An 18,200-nucleotide genomic window follows, 5' to 3' on the forward strand; every position below is an offset into this window, starting at 1 on the left:
ACAGTGCATGGCGTGACGGTCCGCACGGCCACCAAGCCACTACTCCGCAATGCCAGAGCCTTGGCGGTATTGGCTGCGGCAATGGTCCCGGTGTTCGCCGGGTGCTCGACTGACGAGCCCGCGACACCCCAGGTTCCGCAGAGCGAGTCGCCGAGTGCCGGTGGCACGGGTCAGCACGGCCCCCACTTTCCGCACTGCGGCGGCGTGACCGACCAGACGGTGACGGAGTTGACCCAGGTCCAGGGGCTGGTCAACACCGCGACCAATTCCTCGGGCTGCCAGTGGTTGCAGGGTGGCAGCATCCTGGGACCCCACTTCTCCTTCACCTGGTTCCGGGGCAGCCCGATCGGCCGGGAACGTAAGACGGAGGAGCTGTCGCGGACCAGCGTGGAGGACATCAACATCGAGGGTCACGGCGGCTTCATCGCGGTCGGGGAGAACCCGCTCAAGGCCGGCGACGTCAACCTGTGTGAGATCGGCATCCAGTTCGACGACGATTTCATCGAGTGGTCCGTGAGCTTCGACCAGAAGCCCTATCCCGATCCGTGCGAGGTCGCCAAGGAGCTGACCCGCCAGTCGATTGTGAATTCCAAATGATGACGCGACGTGGGGCTGCCGGAGCGCTCGCTGTGCTGGCCGTGTTCGCCGGGCTGACCGGGTGCACGCGCACCGTGGACGGCGCCGCAGCCAAGGAAGGGTCCAGTGGCGGCCCCAGTAACAACAAGTCCGAGAAGACCTACCCCAACCTGCTCAAGGAATGCGACGTCCTGACCACGGACATCCTGGCCAAGACGGTGGGTGCCGACCCGCTCGACATCCAGAGCACCTTCGTCGGCGCGGTGTGTCGCTGGCAGGCGGCCAATCCGGCCGGCCTCGTCGACATCACCCGGTTCTGGTACGAGCAGGGCAGCCTGGACAACGAGCGTCAGACGGCCGAGAAGCTGCAGTACGCGATCGAACAGCGTCGGATCGCCGGTGTCGATTCGATCGTCATGAAGCCCAACGGGCTCAACGGGGCCTGCGGTGTCGCCAGTGACGCGGCAGGCGTGGTCGGCTGGTGGGTCAATCCGCAGGCGCCCGGGATCGATGCCTGCCCGATGGCCATCAAGCTGATGGAGTTGACGCTGGCCACCAACTCCTAGCGGGGTACGTGGAAGCGCACCAGTGTCGCGCCGCCGAGCGCGAGCTGGTCCCAGGGGTCGCTGGTCCGCAGCACCGCGATGGCCGATGTCGGGAACTTCAGCGAAATGCTCTCCGCCGCAGTGCGGTTGGAACCGTCTGCCAGGCCCAGGGCAACGGCGGACATGGCCGGCTCGTGCCCGATCACCAGGACCGTCGAGGGCTCGGTGCCGAAACGTGACGCGACACCGTTGATCTCGTCGATGACGGTGCCCGGCCTGGCGTCGTAGATGCGCTCGGCGTATTGCACGGGCGCCTCGATGCCGGTGCGTTCCAAGGTCTGACGGGTCCGGGTGGCCGTCGAGCAGAGCACCGCGTCCACCTCGGCGAAGTTGGCCCGGATCCAGTCCCCGGCCAGCCCGGCCTCCCTGATGCCGCGCGCCGCCAGCGGGCGGTCGTGGTCGGTGACGCCCTCGGGATAGTCCGACTTGGCGTGGCGCATCAGCAGCAGGGTTCTGATCGGACTGATCGGGTCGGCCATTCCAACCAGGTTAGGCCATGCCGCCGCAGGTCCCCGGACTTGTCGGCTGCCAGTCCTACACTCGCCTTGCTCGGAAGATGAACCCACGGGGATCAACACAGGAAGGACGGGGCCGATGCGTTTTCTGCATACCGCCGACTGGCAGCTCGGCATGACCCGGCACTTCCTGAACGGTGAGGCCCAGCCCCGTTACTCGGCGTCGCGCAGGGAGGCCGTCGCGGCCCTCGGCCCGGTGGCAGCGGCCTCGGGTGCGGAGTTCGTCGTGGTGTCCGGTGACGTCTTCGAGCACAACCAGTTGGCCCCGCGCGAAGTCAGCCTGTCGCTGGAGGCCATGCGTGGCATCGGGGTGCCGGTCTATCTGCTGCCGGGCAACCACGATCCGCTCGATGCCGCCTCGGTCTACACCAGTGCGCTGTTCACCGCGGAATGCCCGGACAACGTCGTGGTCCTCGACCGCGCGGGTGTGCACGAGGTGCGGCCCGGTCTGCAGATCGTGGCCGCTCCGTGGCGGTCCAAGGCGCCCACTTCGGATCTCGTCGGCGACGTGCTGGCGGACCTGCCCGCCGACGGCACCACCCGGGTCGTGGTGGGCCACGGCGGCGTCGACATCCTGGATCCGGACAAGGACAAGCCGTCGCTGATCCGGCTCGCCGCCGTCGAGTCGGCGTTGGCGCGCGGTGCCGTGCACTATGTGGCGTTGGGGGACAAGCACTCCCGCACCGAGGTCGGTTCGACGGGCCGGGTCTGGTACTCGGGTTCACCCGAAGTGACCAACTACGACGACATCGAATCGGACCCGGGGCATGTCCTGGTGGTCGACATCGACGAGGCCGCCCCGCACCGTCCGGCGCGGGTGGAGTCCGAACGGGTGGGCCGGTGGCGCTTCGTCACGCTGCGCCGTGAGGTGGACACCGACCGCGACGTGGCCGACCTGGATCTGAACCTGGATCTGTTGGCGGACAAGGAACGCACCGTGGTGCGTCTCGCGTTGACGGGCTCACTGACCGTGACCGACAAGGCCGCACTCGACGCCTGTCTCGACAAGTACGCCCGATTGTTCGCCGCCCTCACCGAGTGGGAGCGGCACACCGAGATCGCGGTGTTGCCTGCCGACGGCGAATTCGACGACCTGGGTATCGGTGGTTTCGCGGCGGCCGCTGTGGACGAGTTGGTGGCCACCGCCCGTACCGAAGGAGCCGGGGCCGACGACGCCAGGGCGGCGCTGGGGCTGCTGCTGCGCCTGGTCGACCGTGGGAGTGCGGCATGAAACTGCACCGCCTGGTCGTGACCAACTACCGCGGCGTCACCCACCGCGAGATCGAATTCCCCGATCACGGTGTGGTGGTGGTCAGCGGCGCCAACGAGATCGGCAAGTCCTCGATGATCGAGGCACTGGATCTGCTGCTCGAGGCCAAAGACCGCTCGGGCAAGAAGGAAGTCAAGCAGGTCAAGCCGACGCATGCCGATGTCGGCGCCGAGGTGATGGCCGAAATCTCCACCGGTCCTTACCGTTTCATGTACCGCAAGCGCTTTCACAAGCGTGCCGAGACCCAGCTGACCGTGCTGGCGCCGGTGCGCGAGCAGCTCAGCGGGGACGAGGCGCACGAGCGGGTGCTGACCATGCTCGCCGAGACCGTGGACACCAGCCTGTGGCAGGCCCAGCGGGTCCTGCAATCCAGTTCGACCGCACCGGTCGACCTCTCGGGCTCGGACGCGCTGGCCCGGGCCCTGGACGTGGCCGCCGGTGAGGCGGTCGCACTATCCGGGGACGAGCCGTTGCTGGTCGAACGCATCGACGCGGAGTATCTGCGCTACTTCACCGCCACCGGCCGGCCCACCGGTGAGTGGGCGGCGGTGACCAAGCGGCTGGCCGCCGCCGAGGGCGAGGTGGCGCAATGTGCCGCGGCGGTGGCGGAGGTCGACGACGCGGTGCGTCGGCATGCCGAGCTCAGCGCCGAGGTCACCGGACTGGCCGGTGAGCGCGAAGTGGCCCACGCCGCCCTGGCCGCGGCGCGCAAGGACGCCGAGGCGGTTGCCGCACTGGTGCAACGGCTCAAAGAGGCCGCGGTGGTGGCCGAGGCTGCCCGGGTTGCGCAGGCCGCCGCGACCGCTGCCCTCACCGAACGCCGACGGCTGCGCGCCGATCTCGACGAGCGGGCCACCACCATCACCGAACTGCAGGCTGCGCTCGGTGTGGCCGACGGTGAGTCCACCACCGCCCGTGAGGTTCACGAGGCCGCCGAGGCCGTGGCCGAACAGGCTCGGCTGGTAGCCCAGGAGCACGAAGCCAGGGTGGAGTCCGCCCGCACCACCCTCACGCAGATGACCGACCGCGACGAGGCCGACCGGTTGGCGGCCCGGCTGAGCAGGATCGACGCCGGCGTGCGTGAGCTCGACCGGAACAACCGCGACCTAGCGGGGATCACGCTCGACGACGCGGGGATGCGGGCCATCGAGGCCGCCGCGGTGGCGGTGGAACGTGCTGCGGGGCAGGCCGAACTCGCTTCGGCGCGCATCGAACTCGTCGCCGTCGAGAACCTCGATGTCCGAGTGGACACGGCCGGGGTTGCTCTCGAGGCCGGTACCCCATGGTCGGTCAACACCACCGCCGAGACCGAGATCGCCGTGCCCGGTGTGCTCACCGTCCGCGTGGTGCCGGGCACGCCGGCCGCGCAGACACAGGCCCGTCTCGACGAGGCACAGAACGTGTTGACGGCTGCGCTGGCCGCGGCCGGGGTCGACGACGTGGAAGCCGCGCGGGCCCTCGACACCCGGCGCCGGGAACTGGTCGGCAGCCGGGATCGGTTGCGCGCCACCGTCGAAGCGCTGACGGGCGATGACCAGTTGGCGGATCTGCGGGCCCGACTGGCGCAACTGCGGGCCGGACAGCCCGACGAGGCCGGGTTGTTCGAGCTGGCCGGGCCCACCGATATCGCCACCGCCCGAAGCGAACTCGATACCGCGGTGAAGGCGCACCGTCAGGCGGTGGCCGACAGTGAGACCAGTCGCAAGGTGATCGCCGCGGCGGCCCAGAAGCTCACGGAGAAGTCGACCCGCTGCAGCGTGCTGCGCGAGAAGCTCACCACGGCGCAGGCCGAGCTGACCGTGGCCGGTGGCCGGTTGGAGGTCCAGCGTGCGCAGGCCGGCGACGATGAGTTGGCGGTCAAGGCTCAGACGACTGAGGAGGAAGCGACCGCCACAGCAGGCCACGCGACAGCGTTGCGTACCGAATTGTCGGCCACCGCACCGGATTCGGTGAAGGCCGCACTCGATGAGGCGGTTCGTCGCGCGGAGGCGCTGGACGCTCGACACGGGGCGGCGGCCGATGCGCTGCGGGAGTTGGCCGCGCAACTCAAGGTCTACGGCACCCAGGGACGCAAGGGGCATCTCGACGCTGCCGAGACCGAACGCGAGCACGCCCACGCCGAATACCTCCGGGTGCATCGCCGGGCCCGGGCGGCCGAGACGCTGCGGACCGTGATGGCGCGCCACCGCGATGCCACCCGTCAGCGCTACGCCGATCCGTTCCGTCTCGAGGTGCAGCGGCTGGGCCGGCTCGTCTTCGGTGAGGATTTCGAGGTCGACGTCGACAGCGACCTCAACATCCGGACCCGCACGCTGTCCGGGCGCACGGTGCCGTACGAATCGCTGTCGGGCGGCGCCAAGGAGCAATTGGCGATTGTCGCGCGGCTGGCCGGCGCGGCGATGGTGGCCAAGGAAGACAGCGTGCCCGTCGTCATCGACGACGCCCTCGGATTCACCGATCCGGACCGGCTGACCAAGATGGGGGCGGTATTCGACGCCGTCGGCGGAGACGGACAGGTCATCGTGCTCACCTGCAGCCCGGAGCGTTATGCGAGCATCCAGGGCGCGCACCACATCGCCTTGACGGTTTAGAAATCGGCTACCTGGACTCGCCGTTTACTACTCCTGGGTCGCGATTTCGTCCGAGCACGACCCAGGAGTAGAAAACGATGCGCAAGCCTTCCCAGTGGCCCGCCACGCACGGGATCAGAAGTAGGCGTTGGACGGAAGGGGCGTGCCGTGCAACAGGTTCTGACCGATCACCTGGGCCTTGTAGGCCACCGGGTTGTGCAGGGTGATGGTGCGGATGTTGCGCCAGTGCCGGTCCAGGTTGCGCTGCCGGGAGGCCGCACTGGCGCCGCCGAGTTCCAGCAGTCGGGTGGCGGCCTCGGGTGCGACGTCGTCGAGGTGCACTTTCACTTTGGCGACCTTGAGCTGAGCTTCCGCCGCGAGCCGCAGGTCGGGCACCCCGTCGACGGCAGAATCCGTCGCGGCACCGATCGCCGCCGCCGCGTCCAGCACGGCAGCCCGCGCGACGTAGGCCGTGCTGGCCAGGACCCCGAGTTGCCGCTGCAGCAGAGGATCATCGGTGGGCCGCTCGGTGACGGCATGGCTGAAGTTGCGCTCGCGGGAGCGCAGCAGCGCCACGCCGTCGTCTACGACATTGGCCAGGATTCCGGCCACCACCGCATGGATGAACAACTGCAGTGAGGCGTACTGCACGGTCGGAACAGGTTCGGCGTCATACGGGGTATCGGAAAGGATCTCGTCGGCAGCGACCGTGACATCGGTGAACGTCGTGGTGCCGGTTCCGGTGCGGCGCTGGCCGAAACCGTCCCAGTCGTCGACGAGCCGCACGCCTTCGCGGTCGGCGGGAACCAGGACGGTGGCCACCGAGTCGTGGTCGGTGGTGGCGGTCACGGTCAGATAGTCCGAGAACAGGGTGCCCGTGCTGTAGTACTTCTCGCCGGTCAGCCGGAAGGCACCCGGATTCGCCCCGTCGGCCAGCAGCCGGGTGTTGAACACCAGGCTGCCCACGGCCAATGAGCCCTTCTCACTGAATGCGTTACCGAAGATCTTGCCCTCGGCGATCTTGCCCAGCCAGTGCGCCGACACCGGATCCTCGGCATTGCGCAGGCGCTCCTCGGTGAACCAGAAGTGCGTCCGGAAAATGTGGGCCACGATGGGGTCGGCCTTGGCCACGTCGATCACCGCGGAAAAGAGCTGCGGCACAGTGAATCCTGAGCCGCCGAGGGACTCGGGCAGGCGCAGGGTGCCGAACCCGGCCCGCTTGAGCGCCGCGACCTGATCGAAAGGGTTCTCGTCGTTCAGGTCGCGGTCCTTGGCGCCTGAGGCGATCGAGGCCAGCAGGTCATCCCATTCCGGGGTTCCGGGCCGGACATGGGTCACGTTCTCGACGGTGGTCATGGCACCGTTGTAGCCGGACCGGCTACCGCTGGGCACGTGTTTGGATCAGCCCGAACCTAAGCCGTTCACCCGCATACCGTAGAGATAGGTGGTCAGGTATTCGTCGATCACCTTGACCCGCACCTCGGGGGTGTCGGGAATGGTGATCAGCAGTGCGTAGAGCCCGGCGAAAAACGATGCGCCGTTGTGCAACACGTCTACCGTGTCCGGGATCTCGCCGGCGTCCCTGGCGCACTGGAGCTCTTCGATCAGTGCCACCAGCACGGGATGGTGTTCCCATTCCTCCGAGGGCGGGCGGGTCGTGGAAAAATGCAGCGCCAGAAAATCTTTGAACAACGGACGGCCCAGCCGCCGCTCCAGCTTCTCCAGCATGCGCACGGATTCGGTGAGGGTGGCGCGAACATCGTGCGGTGCGGCGAAGAGTCGGATGAGCTCGGCGGCCATCCGGGCCTCCTCGCGCTGTTCCAGCTCCACCAGGACGTGTTCCTTGGTGGGGAAGTGGAAGAAGAAGGTGCCGTGGGCGACGCCCGCGGCGGACGCGATCGCGGCGGTGTCGGCAGCGGCCATGCCCCCGCGCTTGAACTCGGCGATCGCGGCCCCGAGTAACCGTTCGCGGGTCTGCTGACCCTTGCGGCTGCGGGGGGTGGCCTGGAGCACGACCTCATGCTACGGCAGAAATAACTGACTGTACTCAGTTCTGGTCTTTCCTTTGAGCACTGGAGCCGCTACGGTTTCGATCAAGAGTTGTTCTGACTGAAGTCAGTATTTGGAGGTCGGCGTGCAGATCCTGGAGCAGGTTCAAGACCTGCCGAAAGCCGGGAACATCAAGGCCCAGTGGGTGAGCCTGTGGACCGGGCCGGCGGTCGGCGCGGTCCTGCTGGTGGCGGCGCTGGCATTCCCCGGCTTCTGGCCACCCATGTCGCCCACCTGGAGCGCGCAGCAGGTTGCCGGTTTCTATGCCGACCACACCGCGTGGATCCGGTTCAGTCAGGTGACGTTCAACCTGTGCGGGATCCTGATCCTGCCGTTCTTCATGGTGATCGTCGTCCAGATGAAGCGGATGAAGACCCAGAGCCATGTGTTCGCCTACTGCTATCTGACTGCCGCGGTCAGCGGTGCCACGATCTTCGCGCTGTCCAACGTCTTCTTCCTGGTGGCCGCGTTTCGCCCGGACCGCAATCCCGAACTGATCATGCTGCTCAACGACCTGGCCTGGATCGTGCTGGTCGCTCCCGTGGGCATGGTGGTGTCGCAGTTCGCCTTGCTGGCGGTGGCGGTCTACTTCGACAACGGGCCCGAACCGGTGTTCCCGCGCTGGGTCGGGCACTATTCGCTGGCCACCGCGGTGGCGATGATCCCGGCTGCGGGTGCTGCGGTCTTCCACACCGGGCCGCTGGCGTGGGACGGCGTGCTGGCCTTCTGGCTGCGCAACGGCGCCTTCGCGGTCTTCGTCATCGTGATGTTCTTCGTGCTGCGCCGCGCGGTACTCAGCCAGGCCGTTCAAGACGGTGTCATCGCGCGGGCGGCGGACCGGTGACACTGCTGACCGAGGCGCCGCCGGGCAAGCCCGACGTGCGGTTGATGACCTGGTTCTTCCCGCTGTGGTACGGCGCCTTCGGGGTCATCATCTGCATCCTGACCCGGGTGACGCCGCCACCGCGCCCCGATGTCACCGCTGCCGACAAGGTGGCGTTCTTCGTCGAGCACGGTCTGACCATCAAGATCGGCTTCTGTCTGCTACTGATCCTGCTCGGCGGGGCGGCGATGACCAACGGATTGGTCGCCTACCAGATCAAGCGCATGTCGGTGGGGTCAGTGTTCGCTTATGGCTACATCGGAGGCATGGGCGTCGGCGCACTGCCCGGCTTCCTGTTGGTGTCGGTGTGCTTTCTCACCGCGGCATTTCGGCCCGACCGTGACCCGGAATTGATCAGCCTGCTCTATGACCTCGGAATGCTTTCCTACAACGGCTCATTGGGCTGTTTCACGGCGGCCTACCTGGTATTCGCGATCGCCATCCTCTACGACAAGAACCAGATCTTCCCGGCGTGGTTCGCCTATGTGACGATCTGGCAGATCATCACCGAGGTGATCGCCACCCAGATGTTCGTGTTCGAGTCCGGGCCGTTCGCCTGGAACGGGTCAATCGCCTTCTGGTGGGCGGTGGTGGTCTTCTCCGTCTGGCTGTCTGCCCTGATCGTGCTGCTCCGGCAGGCCCTCAAGCGTGAGGAAACATGCAGTGACGCAGACTGATCCGCGGCCACAGACCTCGTCGGAGCACCTGCCCGGCGACGGGCACATGTGGGTGATGGTGCTCGGTGACCTGGTCATCTTCGGTGGCTACTTCATCGTCTTCATGATCTACCGCACCATGTATCCGGACGAATTCCTCCGGGCCCAACAGCATCTCGACATCACGATCGGTGTGCTCAACACCGTGATCCTGCTGACCAGTTCCTGGTTGGTGGCCCGTGCGGTGCTGGCCGCGCGCGCCGGGCGGCACGAAGCGGCGATCCGGCTCACCTACGCCGGCGGTGTCGGCGGTCTGATGTTCATGGCCTGCAAGGGTTATGAATGGGTCGTCAAGATCAGGAACGGGCACACCAATTCCGAGATGTTCTACTCGTTCTACTACGTGCTGACGGGTGTGCACCTGATCCATGTCCTGATCGGGCTCATCGTGTTGGGCGTGATCGTGCGGGAGTTGCGCAATCCGTCCCGACGCCGCGCATCGGTCGTGGAGGCGAGCGCCGTCTACTGGCACATGGTCGACCTGCTCTGGGTGATCATCTTCGGCCTGCTGTACGTGGTGAGGTGACGATGACCGACAAGGCTGTGACTCAGACGTGGCTGGTGCTGGTCGCCATCACCGTCGGATCCTGGTGGTTGGCGCCGGCCCAGTACTCGGACGCCCTGCGGGCCAGCGTGCCGATCACCGCGCTGGTGCTTGCGTTGACGCTGATCAAGTCCCGCTTGATCATCCGGCAGTTCATGGAGGTCCGGACCGCGCCACGGTGGCTCAAACTCGCCACCGACGGGTGGCTGGTGGTGCTGTTCGGGGCGGTTTTCACCATCTATCTGATCTGAGCGTCGCGCGGCACAATGGAACGCAATGACGATGAACGCCAAGCGTCGGCGCGTGCACGACAAGCTTGCCGCACTACCGGGAGTGCGGGCCGTGCGACGCCCGGTCAGTCCCGGTTCCGACGAGCTGTTCGACCTGTTCTACGTGCGGGCCGGCCGCAAGTCGGCGCACCCGGTGGTGATCATTCCGGGAGGCCCCGGCGTCGCGTCGATCCAGCCCTACCGTGCGCTGCGCAGACGTGCGACTGCGGCCGGATTCGACGTGATCATGATCGAGCACCGGGGTATCGGGATGTCGCGCCACACCGATGCGGGTGCGGATCTGCCGCCGGCGGCCATCACCGTCGAGCAGGTGGTCGACGACGTCGCCGCGGTGCTCGACGACGCGGGCGTGCACGAGGCGGTGCTGTACGGCACCTCGTACGGGAGTTACATCGCCGCCGGTTTCGGTGTCCGCCATCCGGACCGGGTCGCGGCGATGGTGCTGGACTCGCCGCTGCTGTCCACCGCCGATATCGAAGTGGTACGCAGTGCCGTCCGCGGTCTCCTTTGGGACGGTACGGACCCGGACACTGCGGACCTGGCGCCCAAGGTCCGGCGCCTGGTGGCCGGCGGGGCATTGGCGACCAGAGGAGGAGAACTGGCCGGTCTGCTGTACGGGTTCGGTGGCGCCGCCCTGCTGGACCGCCAACTCGACCTGCTGCTGCGCGGCCGCACGATGGTCTGGTCGGGGCTCGCCCGGCTGAGCCGGCTCTCGACGCGAAAAGCGCCGTACCGCAACGAGGTAGACCTCGTCGGGCGAATCGCCTTCCGCGAACTGAACTATGCCGGCGTGCCCGACGGCCTCCCGCTGGACCCGGCGCTGGAGATGGCCGACATGATCGGCAGCGCCAAGTTCTTCGAACCCTTCGAGGCCGAGCCCTTCGACCTGCTCACCGAGCTACCGGACTTTCACTGGCCCACCGTCGTACTGTCCGGTGGCCGGGACCTGACCACCCCGCCGGCCGTTGCGGAGCACATCGCGGAGCTGGTGCCCGGTGCCGTGCTGGTGTCCATGCCGACGGTGGTGCACAGCGTGATCGACACCAGGGAGCGGGCGGCGTTCGCAGTGATCCGTGCTGTGCGCGACGGTGTGGCCGAACAACTTTCGGCCACTGCCGACGAACTGGATGCCCTGCCCGCTCGTCCGGCCATCCGGGTGGCGGTGTCGGCGATCACCGTGGCCACCGTCGTGGAGTCGGCCGTTCCCACTGCGAGATCGCATGGGACTACTTGAGGAAGCCCACCTTCGTGTAGTCGGTGTCGGCGAGGCCGGGGGCCCCGAAATTGGCCAGGCTGCTGCGCACTGCGACGTTTCCGGGTGACTGGAACAGCGGGAGGCTGAACACCTCGTCGAACAGCATCTTGTCCAGCTCGTTGGCCAGCGTCAGTGCTTTGGCCGGGTCGAGCTCTTCCAGCGTCTGCTCGATCTTGGCGTCGATCTCCGGGCTGCCGATCTTGCCGAAGTTACTGGCCCCGTCCTGCGCATAGATCTGGGTCAGCGAGCTCAGCGGGAAAGCGTCGCCGAGGAAGGCGAACTGGGCAATGTCGAAGTCGCCCTTGATGATGTAGTTGGTGAAGAATCCGGTACCCGGCTTGGTGTCGAGCTTCAGGTTCACCCCGATCTGGCCGAGCATGTTCTGCGCGATCTGGGCCACCTGCCGGGTGCTGCCCGCGTCGTAGAACACGTTGCGGATGACGAGTTCCTTGCCGTCCTTCTCGCGGAACTGCCGTCCTTCAGGCACTTTCCAGCCCAGCGCGTCGAGTTCGGCCTTGGCTTTCTCGGGGTCGAACGCCACCGACGCGGCGTTGTCCTGGTAACCCTGCTGGCCCGCGACGAAGATGTGGTTGTTCAGCGGGACCGGGTTGTCGGTGAGGCCCCGCTGGGTGATGTTGGCAAGTGCCTGACGATCGATGCCCTTGGCGATCGCGCTGCGCAGCGCCGGGTCGGCCAGGATCGAGCCGGGTGCGCCGTTGAAGGTCAGGTGGTACCAGCTGGCCGACGGGGCCCGCCGGATGCTGATCCCCGGGGTCTTTCGGGCGATGGTGAGTTCGTCCAGCGACGCGGTGCCGGTTGCGTCGATGGTGTTGTTCTGCAGCGCCGGGATGCGGGCGGCATCATCGAGCACCAGGTAGGTGATGCTATCCAGCAGCGGCGGGGTGCCCCACCATTTCGGGTTGCGGCTCAACGTGATCCGCTGAGCGCCCCGGTCGATGTTGGTCACCATGAACGGGCCCGCCGACGGGCCGGGCGCTGTGAGTTGAGCCTTGTTGAAGGACTCGGGGGTGGAGGTCATGCTCTTGGGCAGCAGCCGGCCGTTCCCGGCGAACATGCCCTTCCAGTCCGCGTAGGGCTTGGCGAAGGTCATCACGGCCTGGCGGTCGTCGACGCCGCGGGTCACAGTGGCCACCCGCTCGAAGCCGTTGGGCGCGGCAATCACGAACGCCGGGTCCTTGCCGCTGTTGGCCTCGGTCTGGGACTTGATGTCCTCCCAGGTGATCGGTGTGCCGTCGGTCCATACCGCCTTGGGGTTGATCGTGTAGGTGACCACCTGGGGGTTGGTGCCGGTCATCTCGACATTGGTGAAGTAGTCGGTGTTGACCGTGGCCGATCCGTCGGCGGCGATCACGAACGTTCGGGGCATGGTGGGCCTGGTGAGCGCGCCGACGTCGCCGGTGTTGCCGTCGAGGTGCAGCGGGTTGAAGTTCGAGGGGAACTCCGTCAGGGCCAGACGCAGATCGCCGCCCTGGCGCAGGTTCGCGACGTCCTGCGGATTGATGTCGTTGGTGCTGCCGACCTCGGCGTTACCGCCGGCCGACGGGGTCTCCCGATCACCGCCGGAACATCCGGTGAGAGCGAGGCCGGCAACAACGGTGGCGATAGCCAATCGTCGGATGTGGAATCCGTTCATGCCGCCGATGCTAGAGGTACGCGGGCCGCTATGGGGTGAGGACTCGGACAGCGCCGGTTCGACGGTTGCGTTGGGACGGCAGCCGATACCGTGGGACCCGGGTTTTTCGACGGGGGAGGCGCGGCCGTGACGGACACGACTGGCACCGATGTTCGCTGGTCGCCGGCGACGCGAATCGGTTTCCGCTTCGGGTTCTGCTACTTCGGCCTTTTCGGGCTGGCTTGTTTTGTGGGGCTTACTCCGGTGTTGTTGGCGGGCGCCGGGATCCCACTTCCGTGGTCATCGGTGGCAGGCCTGCTTGAGGCGGTGCGCCCGTTGATCGATTGGACCGCATCCGGAGTTCTCGGACTGCGGATCGAGAGCATGCAGGTGGGCAGCGACAGTGCATTCCAGTGGACCGCACTGTTCTTGATGCTGGTGGTCTCCACGGTTGCGATTGTCGTCTGGTCGGTACTTGACCGTCGTCGCGGCAACTACGCGCGGTTGGCCGCCTGGCTCACCTTGTACCTGCGATTCGTGCTGGCCACGGCGATGTTCTATTTCGGGATGGCCAAGGCCATTCCCACCCAGATGCCGTTCGTGCTGAACCGTCTGGTCGAACCCTTCGGCAACTTCAGCCCGCAGGGCGTGTTGTGGTCCCAGGTGAGCATCTCGCAGCCTTACCAGATCGCCCTCGGGTCGGCCGAACTGCTGGCCGGTGTGCTGCTGCTGATCCCGAGGGCGGTGCCGGCGGGCGCGTTGCTGACAGCGATCGACATGACGCAGGTCTTCCTGCTCAACATGACCTACGACATCCGGCTCAAGACCGTGTCGTCGATGCTGCTGCTGATGAGCCTGTTCCTGCTGGCGCCCCACGCCGCGCGGCTGGCGGCGGTGCTGTTCTCGGATCGCGCGGTTCCCGCAGCAAGCATACCGCAGCTGTTTACCTCGGGGCGGGCCAACCGAATCGCGTTGGTGGCCCAGCTATTGGTCGGTGCGATGCTGTTCGGTGTCACCGCAGCGCAGAACTGGCAACAGTGGGCCAGGCCGGTTCCCGAGCTCTACGGCATCTACCGCGTCGACGGCTTCTCGGCCGAGGGCTACCGGCGTGATCCGCTGCTGACCGACGAATTGCAGTGGCGTCGAGTGGTTTTCGACCGTTCGGTCAACATTGCCGATCCGATGCGGCTGACCATCCAGCACATGGACGACTCGTTCGAGGAATACGGTGGCACGATCGATGCGAGCCGGCACTTCATCGACCTGAATCACTACATCGAGTTGGGAACCGCCAGGCAGACGCCGGTGCGGGTGCGCCTGACCTACTGGTGGCCGGGCCCCGACCGCTTGGTGATCGACGCCGACGACTACGCCGGGCACCGCATCCACGCCTGGTGCACCAAGGTGGATCCGAACTCGTTTCCGTTGGTGGAGAGGGGTTTCAGTTGGGTCCGCGAGACTCCGTACAACAGGTGAACTCAGTCGACCGGCTTTGGTTGCGGAACCGCGGCCAGCAATTTGCGGGTGTATGCGTGCTGTGGGTTGGCGAACACCTCGTCGCCTGAGCCCTGTTCGACGACCGCGCCCTTGTGCATCACCGCGACATCGTGGGCCAGGTGTTTGACCACCGACAGGTCGTGGGAGACGAACAGGTAGGCCAGGCCGAACTGGTCCTGCAGGTCGAGCAGCAGGTTGATGATCCCGGCCTGGATGGAGACGTCCAGCGCGGAGACCGGCTCGTCGAGCGCGATGATCTTGGGCTGCAGGGCCAGGGCGCGGGCGATTCCGATGCGCTGCTTCTGCCCTCCGGAGAACTCGGCTGGGTAGCGGGCGGCGTCGGCGCGTCGCAGGCCGACCAACTCGAGCAGTTCGGCCACCCGTCCGTCGATCCGGGGTTTGTCGAAACCATTGGCGGTCAACGGCTCTGCCAACACATCCGACACCGGTAGCCGCGGGTCGAGTGAAGCCACCGGATCCTGGAACACCACTTGAAGGTCGGTACGCAGGGCGCGGCGCGTCTTCCGGTCCAGGGTGGCCACGTCGGAGCCGAGCACTTCTATCGAACCCGATTGCGGTGCAGACAGATTCAGGATCTCGTGCAGGGTGGTGGACTTCCCCGATCCGGACTCGCCGACGATGCCGAGGGTGCGGCCGCTGCGCAGGTCGAAGCTGACCTTGTCGACCGCGCGGACCTCGCCGACCTGCCTGCGCAGCACCACGCCTTTGGTGAGCTTGTAGGTCTTGGTCAGCTCGCGCACCCGCAGCACCACATCGGCGTCCTCGTCGGGCTTCTCCGGGGTGGTGCCGTTCGTATCGGGGCCGCCCGGTATCTCATAGATCTCGGCGGCACTGCGCCCACTCACCTGATCGGTGCGGATGCAGGCGGCATGGTGATCCGGCGTCAGCTCGATGAGTTCTGGCTCGGCGGCCAGACATTCGTCGATGGCCAGCGGGCAGCGGGGGGCGAACGGGCAACCGGTCGGAACCCTGGTGAGCGACGGCGGTGCACCGGGGATGGGCACCAGACGGGTGCCCTGCGAGGCATCCAGGCGTGGCACCGAGCCGAGTAGGCCGACGGTGTAGGGCATCCGGGCGTTCTCGTACAGCTTGGCCACCGGAGCGTCCTCGACGGCCCGGCCGGCGTACATCACGAGGGCCCGGTCGGCGAATTCGGCGACCACACCGAGGTCGTGGGTGATGATCAGCACCCCGGCGCCGGTGACGTCGCGCGCGGTCTTGAGCACGTCGAGGATCTGGGCCTGCACCGTGACGTCGAGGGCGGTGGTGGGCTCATCGCAGATCAGCAGATCGGGATCGTTGGCGATGGCGATGGCGATGACCACCCGCTGGCGTTCGCCGCCGGACAACTCGTGTGGGAACGAGCGGGCGCGTTGTTCGGGCTGGGCGATGCCGACAAGCTCCAGCAGTTCGACGGCCCGGGACCGGGCCGCGCGCCGCCCCAGATCACGGTTGTGGGCTTCGAGCGCTTCGGCGATCTGATCACCGACGGTGTAGACCGGCGTGAGCGCGGACATTGGATCCTGGAACACCGTCCCGATGGTGTTGCCCCGGACCCGCGACATCTGCGTGTCGGACAACCCGATCAGTTCCTCGCCGCGCAGCCGCACCGATCCGGACACCTCGGCGAACTCGGGCAGTAGCCCGATCACCGCCATGGCACTGGCCGATTTCCCGGCACCAGACTCGCCGACGAGCGCGACCACCTCACCGGAATCCACGTGGAAGTTCAGGCCCCGCACCGCGTGTACCGCGTCGGTGTCGGTGGGGAAGTCCACCGTCAGATCAGATACCTCGAGCAGCCGGCTCATCGGGCGCCGCCCTTCCGCCGACTCCGCCGTCGCAACCGGCCGCTGCCCGGGTCGAGGGCGTCACGGAGGCCGTCACCGATCAGGTTGGCGCACAGGATGATCAGCACCAAAACTCCCGCCGGGAACAGGAACACCCAGGGGAAGGTGGTGGCGGACTTGGTGCCGTCGGCGATCAGTGTGCCCAGTGATACGTCGGGCGCCTGGATGCCGAATCCCAGATAGCTCAAACCGGTTTCGGACAGAATCGCCACGCCGACATTGAGCGCGGTGTCGATGATCAGGATGGATGCCACGTTGGGCAGGATGTGGCGCACGATGATGCGCGCGCTGCTGACACCCATATAGCGGGCAGCCAAGACGAATTCGCGCTCCCGCAGGCTCAGTGTCATCCCGCGCACGATGCGGGAGCTGATCATCCAGCTGAACGCCGAGAGCAGCACGATCAGCCAGAACACCCGATCGGACTGGCTCAGCCGCGGCGTGACGATCGCGATCAGGATGAAGCTGGGTACCACCAGCAGTACGTCGACGATCCACATCAGCGTGCGATCGCGCCAGCCGCCGAAGTATCCGGCGACCGAGCCGACGGTGGCGGCGATGACGGTCGAGATGAATGCCACGCAGACCCCGATCAGCATGGATTTCTGCATGCCGCGCAGGGTTTGGGCGAAGATGTCCTGCCCGAGCGCGTTCGTACCGAACCAGTGGTCTGTCGACGGCGGCTCCTGCAGCGCGTAATAGTCGAGGTCCGAATAGCTGTAGGGCAACACCGACGGCAGCGCGTAGCAGGCCACGAACATGATCACGAGCAGTGCCAGGGACACCACTGCGGGCCAGTTGCGCAGGAAGCGGCGGAACACCAGAGTGCGCCGGGTGGCGAATTCTTCGGTGTGAAGACCCGAACGGGCCGAGGCGGCATCACCGGTGGGGGCAGAGGTCTGGGTCATGTGACTCTCACCCTCGGGTCGAGCATCGCGTAGATGACGTCGGAGAGCAGGCCGGCGACCAGGATCACGGTGCCGGTGAACACCGTTATGGCCGCGATGATGTTGGTGTCCTGGGTGGCGATGCCCTGCACCACCCATTCGCCCATGCCGTGCCAGCCGAAGATCTTCTCGACGAACACCGAACCGGTGACCAGTCCGGCCACCCCGTAGGCGAACAGGGTGGCCATCGGAATGAGTGCCGTCCGCAGCCCGTGCTTGAACAGGGCGCGACGCCGGGTCAGCCCCTTGGCCCGCGCGGTGCGGATGAAGTCCTGGCCGAGCACGTCGAGCATGGCGTTGCGCTGGTACCGGCTGTAGCCGGCGATGGCCATCAGGGCCAGGGTGAACGTCGGCAGCACGAGGTGCTGCAGCCGGTCGACGAACTGGTCCCACGCGCCGCCGACGGGCACCGGTGCCGTTTCCCCCGTGTACTCGAAAATCTGCACACCGAAAATCGAGTTCACGTTGAGTGCGGCGAGGATCAGCATGTTGGCGATGACGAAGGACGGCGTGCTGATCACCAGCAGCGACAGCACTGTGATGACGCGGTCCGACAGCCGGTACTGGCGGATCGCCCCCCAGGCGCCGACCACCACCCCGATCACCGCACCCGAGATCGCGCCGATGACGAGCAACCGCAGGGTCACCCCGATGCGCCGCCACAACTCGTCGACCACCGGCTGGCCGGTCACCGTGGTACCGAAATCGCCTCGGACCGCGCCGGCGGCCCAGTTCGCATAGCGGAGCGGAATGGGCTGGTCGAGGCCGAGTTCAGCGGCTTTGGCGTCGATCGCGGATTGCGGCGGCCGCGGATTGCGCTGCTCGAGGCTGTCGAGGGGTTTGAAGTTCAGCGAGGTCAGCGTGAACGTCAGGAACGACGCCAGGGCCAGCAACACGATGTAGTTGAGCAGCCGGCGCGCCAGAAAGCGCGTCATCCGGTTGTCCCTGCCCACGGCTGCATGCCAGACAGGGTAGAGCA

At 66.7% G+C, this 18,200-nt stretch carries 17 protein-coding genes; 10 read left to right on the forward strand and 7 right to left on the reverse strand.

The window, feature by feature from the left end:
• Window positions 1–3: 3 nt before the first annotated feature.
• Window positions 4–597: a DUF3558 domain-containing protein gene (locus AB0876_RS29885; protein WP_491842338.1), complete on the forward strand. Its 594-nt coding sequence runs from the start codon at window positions 4–6 to the stop codon at window positions 595–597.
• Window positions 597–1,142, forward strand: coding sequence for a DUF3558 family protein (locus AB0876_RS29890; RefSeq protein ID WP_526043756.1), 546 nt, complete (start codon window positions 597–599; stop codon window positions 1,140–1,142). The genes AB0876_RS29885 and AB0876_RS29890 overlap by 1 nt, the downstream gene beginning before the upstream one ends.
• On the opposite strand, the gene AB0876_RS29895 is transcribed toward AB0876_RS29890, so the two are convergent.
• A complete protein-coding gene (locus AB0876_RS29895; RefSeq protein ID WP_526043707.1) occupies window positions 1,139–1,660 on the reverse strand; it encodes a SixA phosphatase family protein in 522 nt (173 codons plus the stop codon). The genes AB0876_RS29890 and AB0876_RS29895 overlap by 4 nt on opposite strands.
• A gap of 115 nt (window positions 1,661–1,775) precedes the next feature.
• Here AB0876_RS29895 and AB0876_RS29900 point away from each other — a divergent pair, with 115 nt between their 5' ends.
• Window positions 1,776–2,927: a metallophosphoesterase family protein gene (locus AB0876_RS29900; RefSeq protein WP_491842341.1), complete on the forward strand. Its 1,152-nt coding sequence runs from the start codon at window positions 1,776–1,778 to the stop codon at window positions 2,925–2,927.
• The gene (locus tag AB0876_RS29905) at window positions 2,924–5,557 is read left to right on the forward strand and encodes an AAA family ATPase (protein ID WP_526043708.1); all 2,634 of its coding nucleotides are present in this window, start codon (window positions 2,924–2,926) and stop codon (window positions 5,555–5,557) included. Before AB0876_RS29900 ends, AB0876_RS29905 begins: the two co-directional genes overlap by 4 nt.
• Before the next feature lie 114 nt (window positions 5,558–5,671).
• Here the strand turns inward: AB0876_RS29905 and AB0876_RS29910 are convergent, their stop codons facing one another.
• Window positions 5,672–6,892, reverse strand: coding sequence for an acyl-CoA dehydrogenase family protein (locus tag AB0876_RS29910; RefSeq protein ID WP_526043709.1), 1,221 nt, complete (start codon window positions 6,890–6,892; stop codon window positions 5,672–5,674).
• A 45-nt stretch (window positions 6,893–6,937) separates the two neighbouring features.
• Entirely contained in the window at window positions 6,938–7,549 is a 612-nt protein-coding gene (locus tag AB0876_RS29915; RefSeq protein WP_491842344.1) for a TetR/AcrR family transcriptional regulator, read from the reverse strand.
• 121 nt (window positions 7,550–7,670) lie between these two features.
• On the opposite strand from AB0876_RS29915, the gene AB0876_RS29920 reads away from it, so the two are divergent.
• From AB0876_RS29920 to AB0876_RS29940, 5 genes are read left to right on the forward strand one after another with little or no spacing between them, the layout of a single operon-like run.
• Complete coding sequence (locus AB0876_RS29920) at window positions 7,671–8,429, forward strand: hypothetical protein (protein ID WP_491842345.1); 759 nt, start codon at window positions 7,671–7,673, stop codon at window positions 8,427–8,429.
• Between the two features lie 44 nt (window positions 8,430–8,473).
• A complete protein-coding gene (locus AB0876_RS29925) occupies window positions 8,474–9,145 on the forward strand; it encodes a hypothetical protein (protein WP_234789915.1) in 672 nt (223 codons plus the stop codon).
• 46 nt (window positions 9,146–9,191) lie between these two features.
• Window positions 9,192–9,710 (forward strand): cytochrome c oxidase subunit 3, encoded by a 519-nt coding sequence (locus AB0876_RS29930; protein WP_236732251.1) that lies wholly within the window; start codon window positions 9,192–9,194, stop codon window positions 9,708–9,710.
• 2 nt (window positions 9,711–9,712) lie between these two features.
• A complete protein-coding gene (locus AB0876_RS29935) occupies window positions 9,713–9,979 on the forward strand; it encodes a cytochrome C oxidase subunit IV family protein (RefSeq protein ID WP_044521445.1) in 267 nt (88 codons plus the stop codon).
• A 25-nt stretch (window positions 9,980–10,004) separates the two neighbouring features.
• Complete coding sequence (locus AB0876_RS29940; RefSeq protein ID WP_526043710.1) at window positions 10,005–11,252, forward strand: alpha/beta hydrolase; 1,248 nt, start codon at window positions 10,005–10,007, stop codon at window positions 11,250–11,252.
• Here AB0876_RS29940 and oppA read toward each other — a convergent pair.
• Window positions 11,245–12,927 carry an oligopeptide ABC transporter substrate-binding protein OppA gene (gene oppA / locus AB0876_RS29945; protein ID WP_526043711.1) on the reverse strand — a complete coding sequence of 561 codons (1,683 nt, stop codon included), beginning with the start codon at window positions 12,925–12,927 and terminating at the stop codon, window positions 11,245–11,247. The two genes, AB0876_RS29940 and oppA, sit on opposite strands and share 8 nt — an antisense overlap.
• A 90-nt stretch (window positions 12,928–13,017) precedes the next feature.
• Between oppA and AB0876_RS29950 the strand changes: the two genes are divergently transcribed.
• Entirely contained in the window at window positions 13,018–14,382 is a 1,365-nt protein-coding gene (locus tag AB0876_RS29950) for a DoxX family protein (protein ID WP_526043712.1), read from the forward strand.
• A 2-nt stretch (window positions 14,383–14,384) separates the two neighbouring features.
• On the opposite strand, the gene oppD is transcribed toward AB0876_RS29950, so the two are convergent.
• Genes oppD through oppB form a run of 3 tightly spaced genes read right to left on the reverse strand, consistent with a single transcriptional unit; the run spans window position 14,385 to window position 18,156 of the window.
• Window positions 14,385–16,235 carry an oligopeptide ABC transporter ATP-binding protein OppD gene (gene oppD, locus AB0876_RS29955; protein ID WP_526043713.1) on the reverse strand — a complete coding sequence of 617 codons (1,851 nt, stop codon included), beginning with the start codon at window positions 16,233–16,235 and terminating at the stop codon, window positions 14,385–14,387.
• Window positions 16,232–17,182: an oligopeptide ABC transporter permease OppC gene (oppC, locus tag AB0876_RS29960; protein ID WP_526043714.1), complete on the reverse strand. Its 951-nt coding sequence runs from the start codon at window positions 17,180–17,182 to the stop codon at window positions 16,232–16,234. Before oppC ends, oppD begins: the two co-directional genes overlap by 4 nt.
• Window positions 17,179–18,156 (reverse strand): oligopeptide ABC transporter permease OppB, encoded by a 978-nt coding sequence (gene oppB / locus AB0876_RS29965; protein WP_526043715.1) that lies wholly within the window; start codon window positions 18,154–18,156, stop codon window positions 17,179–17,181. The genes oppC and oppB overlap by 4 nt, the downstream gene beginning before the upstream one ends.
• Window positions 18,157–18,200: the final 44 nt, after the last annotated feature.

This window comes from Mycobacterium sp. NPDC049093 (assembly GCF_040704635.1).
Lineage (GTDB): Bacteria > Actinomycetota > Actinomycetes > Mycobacteriales > Mycobacteriaceae > Mycobacterium.

Coding starts and splice junctions, on each gene's coding strand:
- AB0876_RS29940 (WP_526043710.1), top strand. CDS start 10,005: ATGACGATGAACGCCAAGCGTCGGCGCGTGCACGACAAGCTTGCCGCA.
- oppB (WP_526043715.1), bottom strand. CDS start 18,156: ATGACGCGCTTTCTGGCGCGCCGGCTGCTCAACTACATCGTGTTGCTG.
- oppD (WP_526043713.1), bottom strand. CDS start 16,235: ATGAGCCGGCTGCTCGAGGTATCTGATCTGACGGTGGACTTCCCCACC.
- oppA (WP_526043711.1), bottom strand. CDS start 12,927: ATGAACGGATTCCACATCCGACGATTGGCTATCGCCACCGTTGTTGCC.
- AB0876_RS29930 (WP_236732251.1), top strand. CDS start 9,192: ATGTGGGTGATGGTGCTCGGTGACCTGGTCATCTTCGGTGGCTACTTC.
- AB0876_RS29900 (WP_491842341.1), top strand. CDS start 1,776: ATGCGTTTTCTGCATACCGCCGACTGGCAGCTCGGCATGACCCGGCAC.
- AB0876_RS29935 (WP_044521445.1), top strand. CDS start 9,713: ATGACCGACAAGGCTGTGACTCAGACGTGGCTGGTGCTGGTCGCCATC.
- AB0876_RS29925 (WP_234789915.1), top strand. CDS start 8,474: ATGACCTGGTTCTTCCCGCTGTGGTACGGCGCCTTCGGGGTCATCATC.
- AB0876_RS29890 (WP_526043756.1), top strand. CDS start 597: ATGACGCGACGTGGGGCTGCCGGAGCGCTCGCTGTGCTGGCCGTGTTC.
- AB0876_RS29910 (WP_526043709.1), bottom strand. CDS start 6,892: ATGACCACCGTCGAGAACGTGACCCATGTCCGGCCCGGAACCCCGGAA.
- oppC (WP_526043714.1), bottom strand. CDS start 17,182: ATGACCCAGACCTCTGCCCCCACCGGTGATGCCGCCTCGGCCCGTTCG.
- AB0876_RS29895 (WP_526043707.1), bottom strand. CDS start 1,660: ATGGCCGACCCGATCAGTCCGATCAGAACCCTGCTGCTGATGCGCCAC.
- AB0876_RS29905 (WP_526043708.1), top strand. CDS start 2,924: ATGAAACTGCACCGCCTGGTCGTGACCAACTACCGCGGCGTCACCCAC.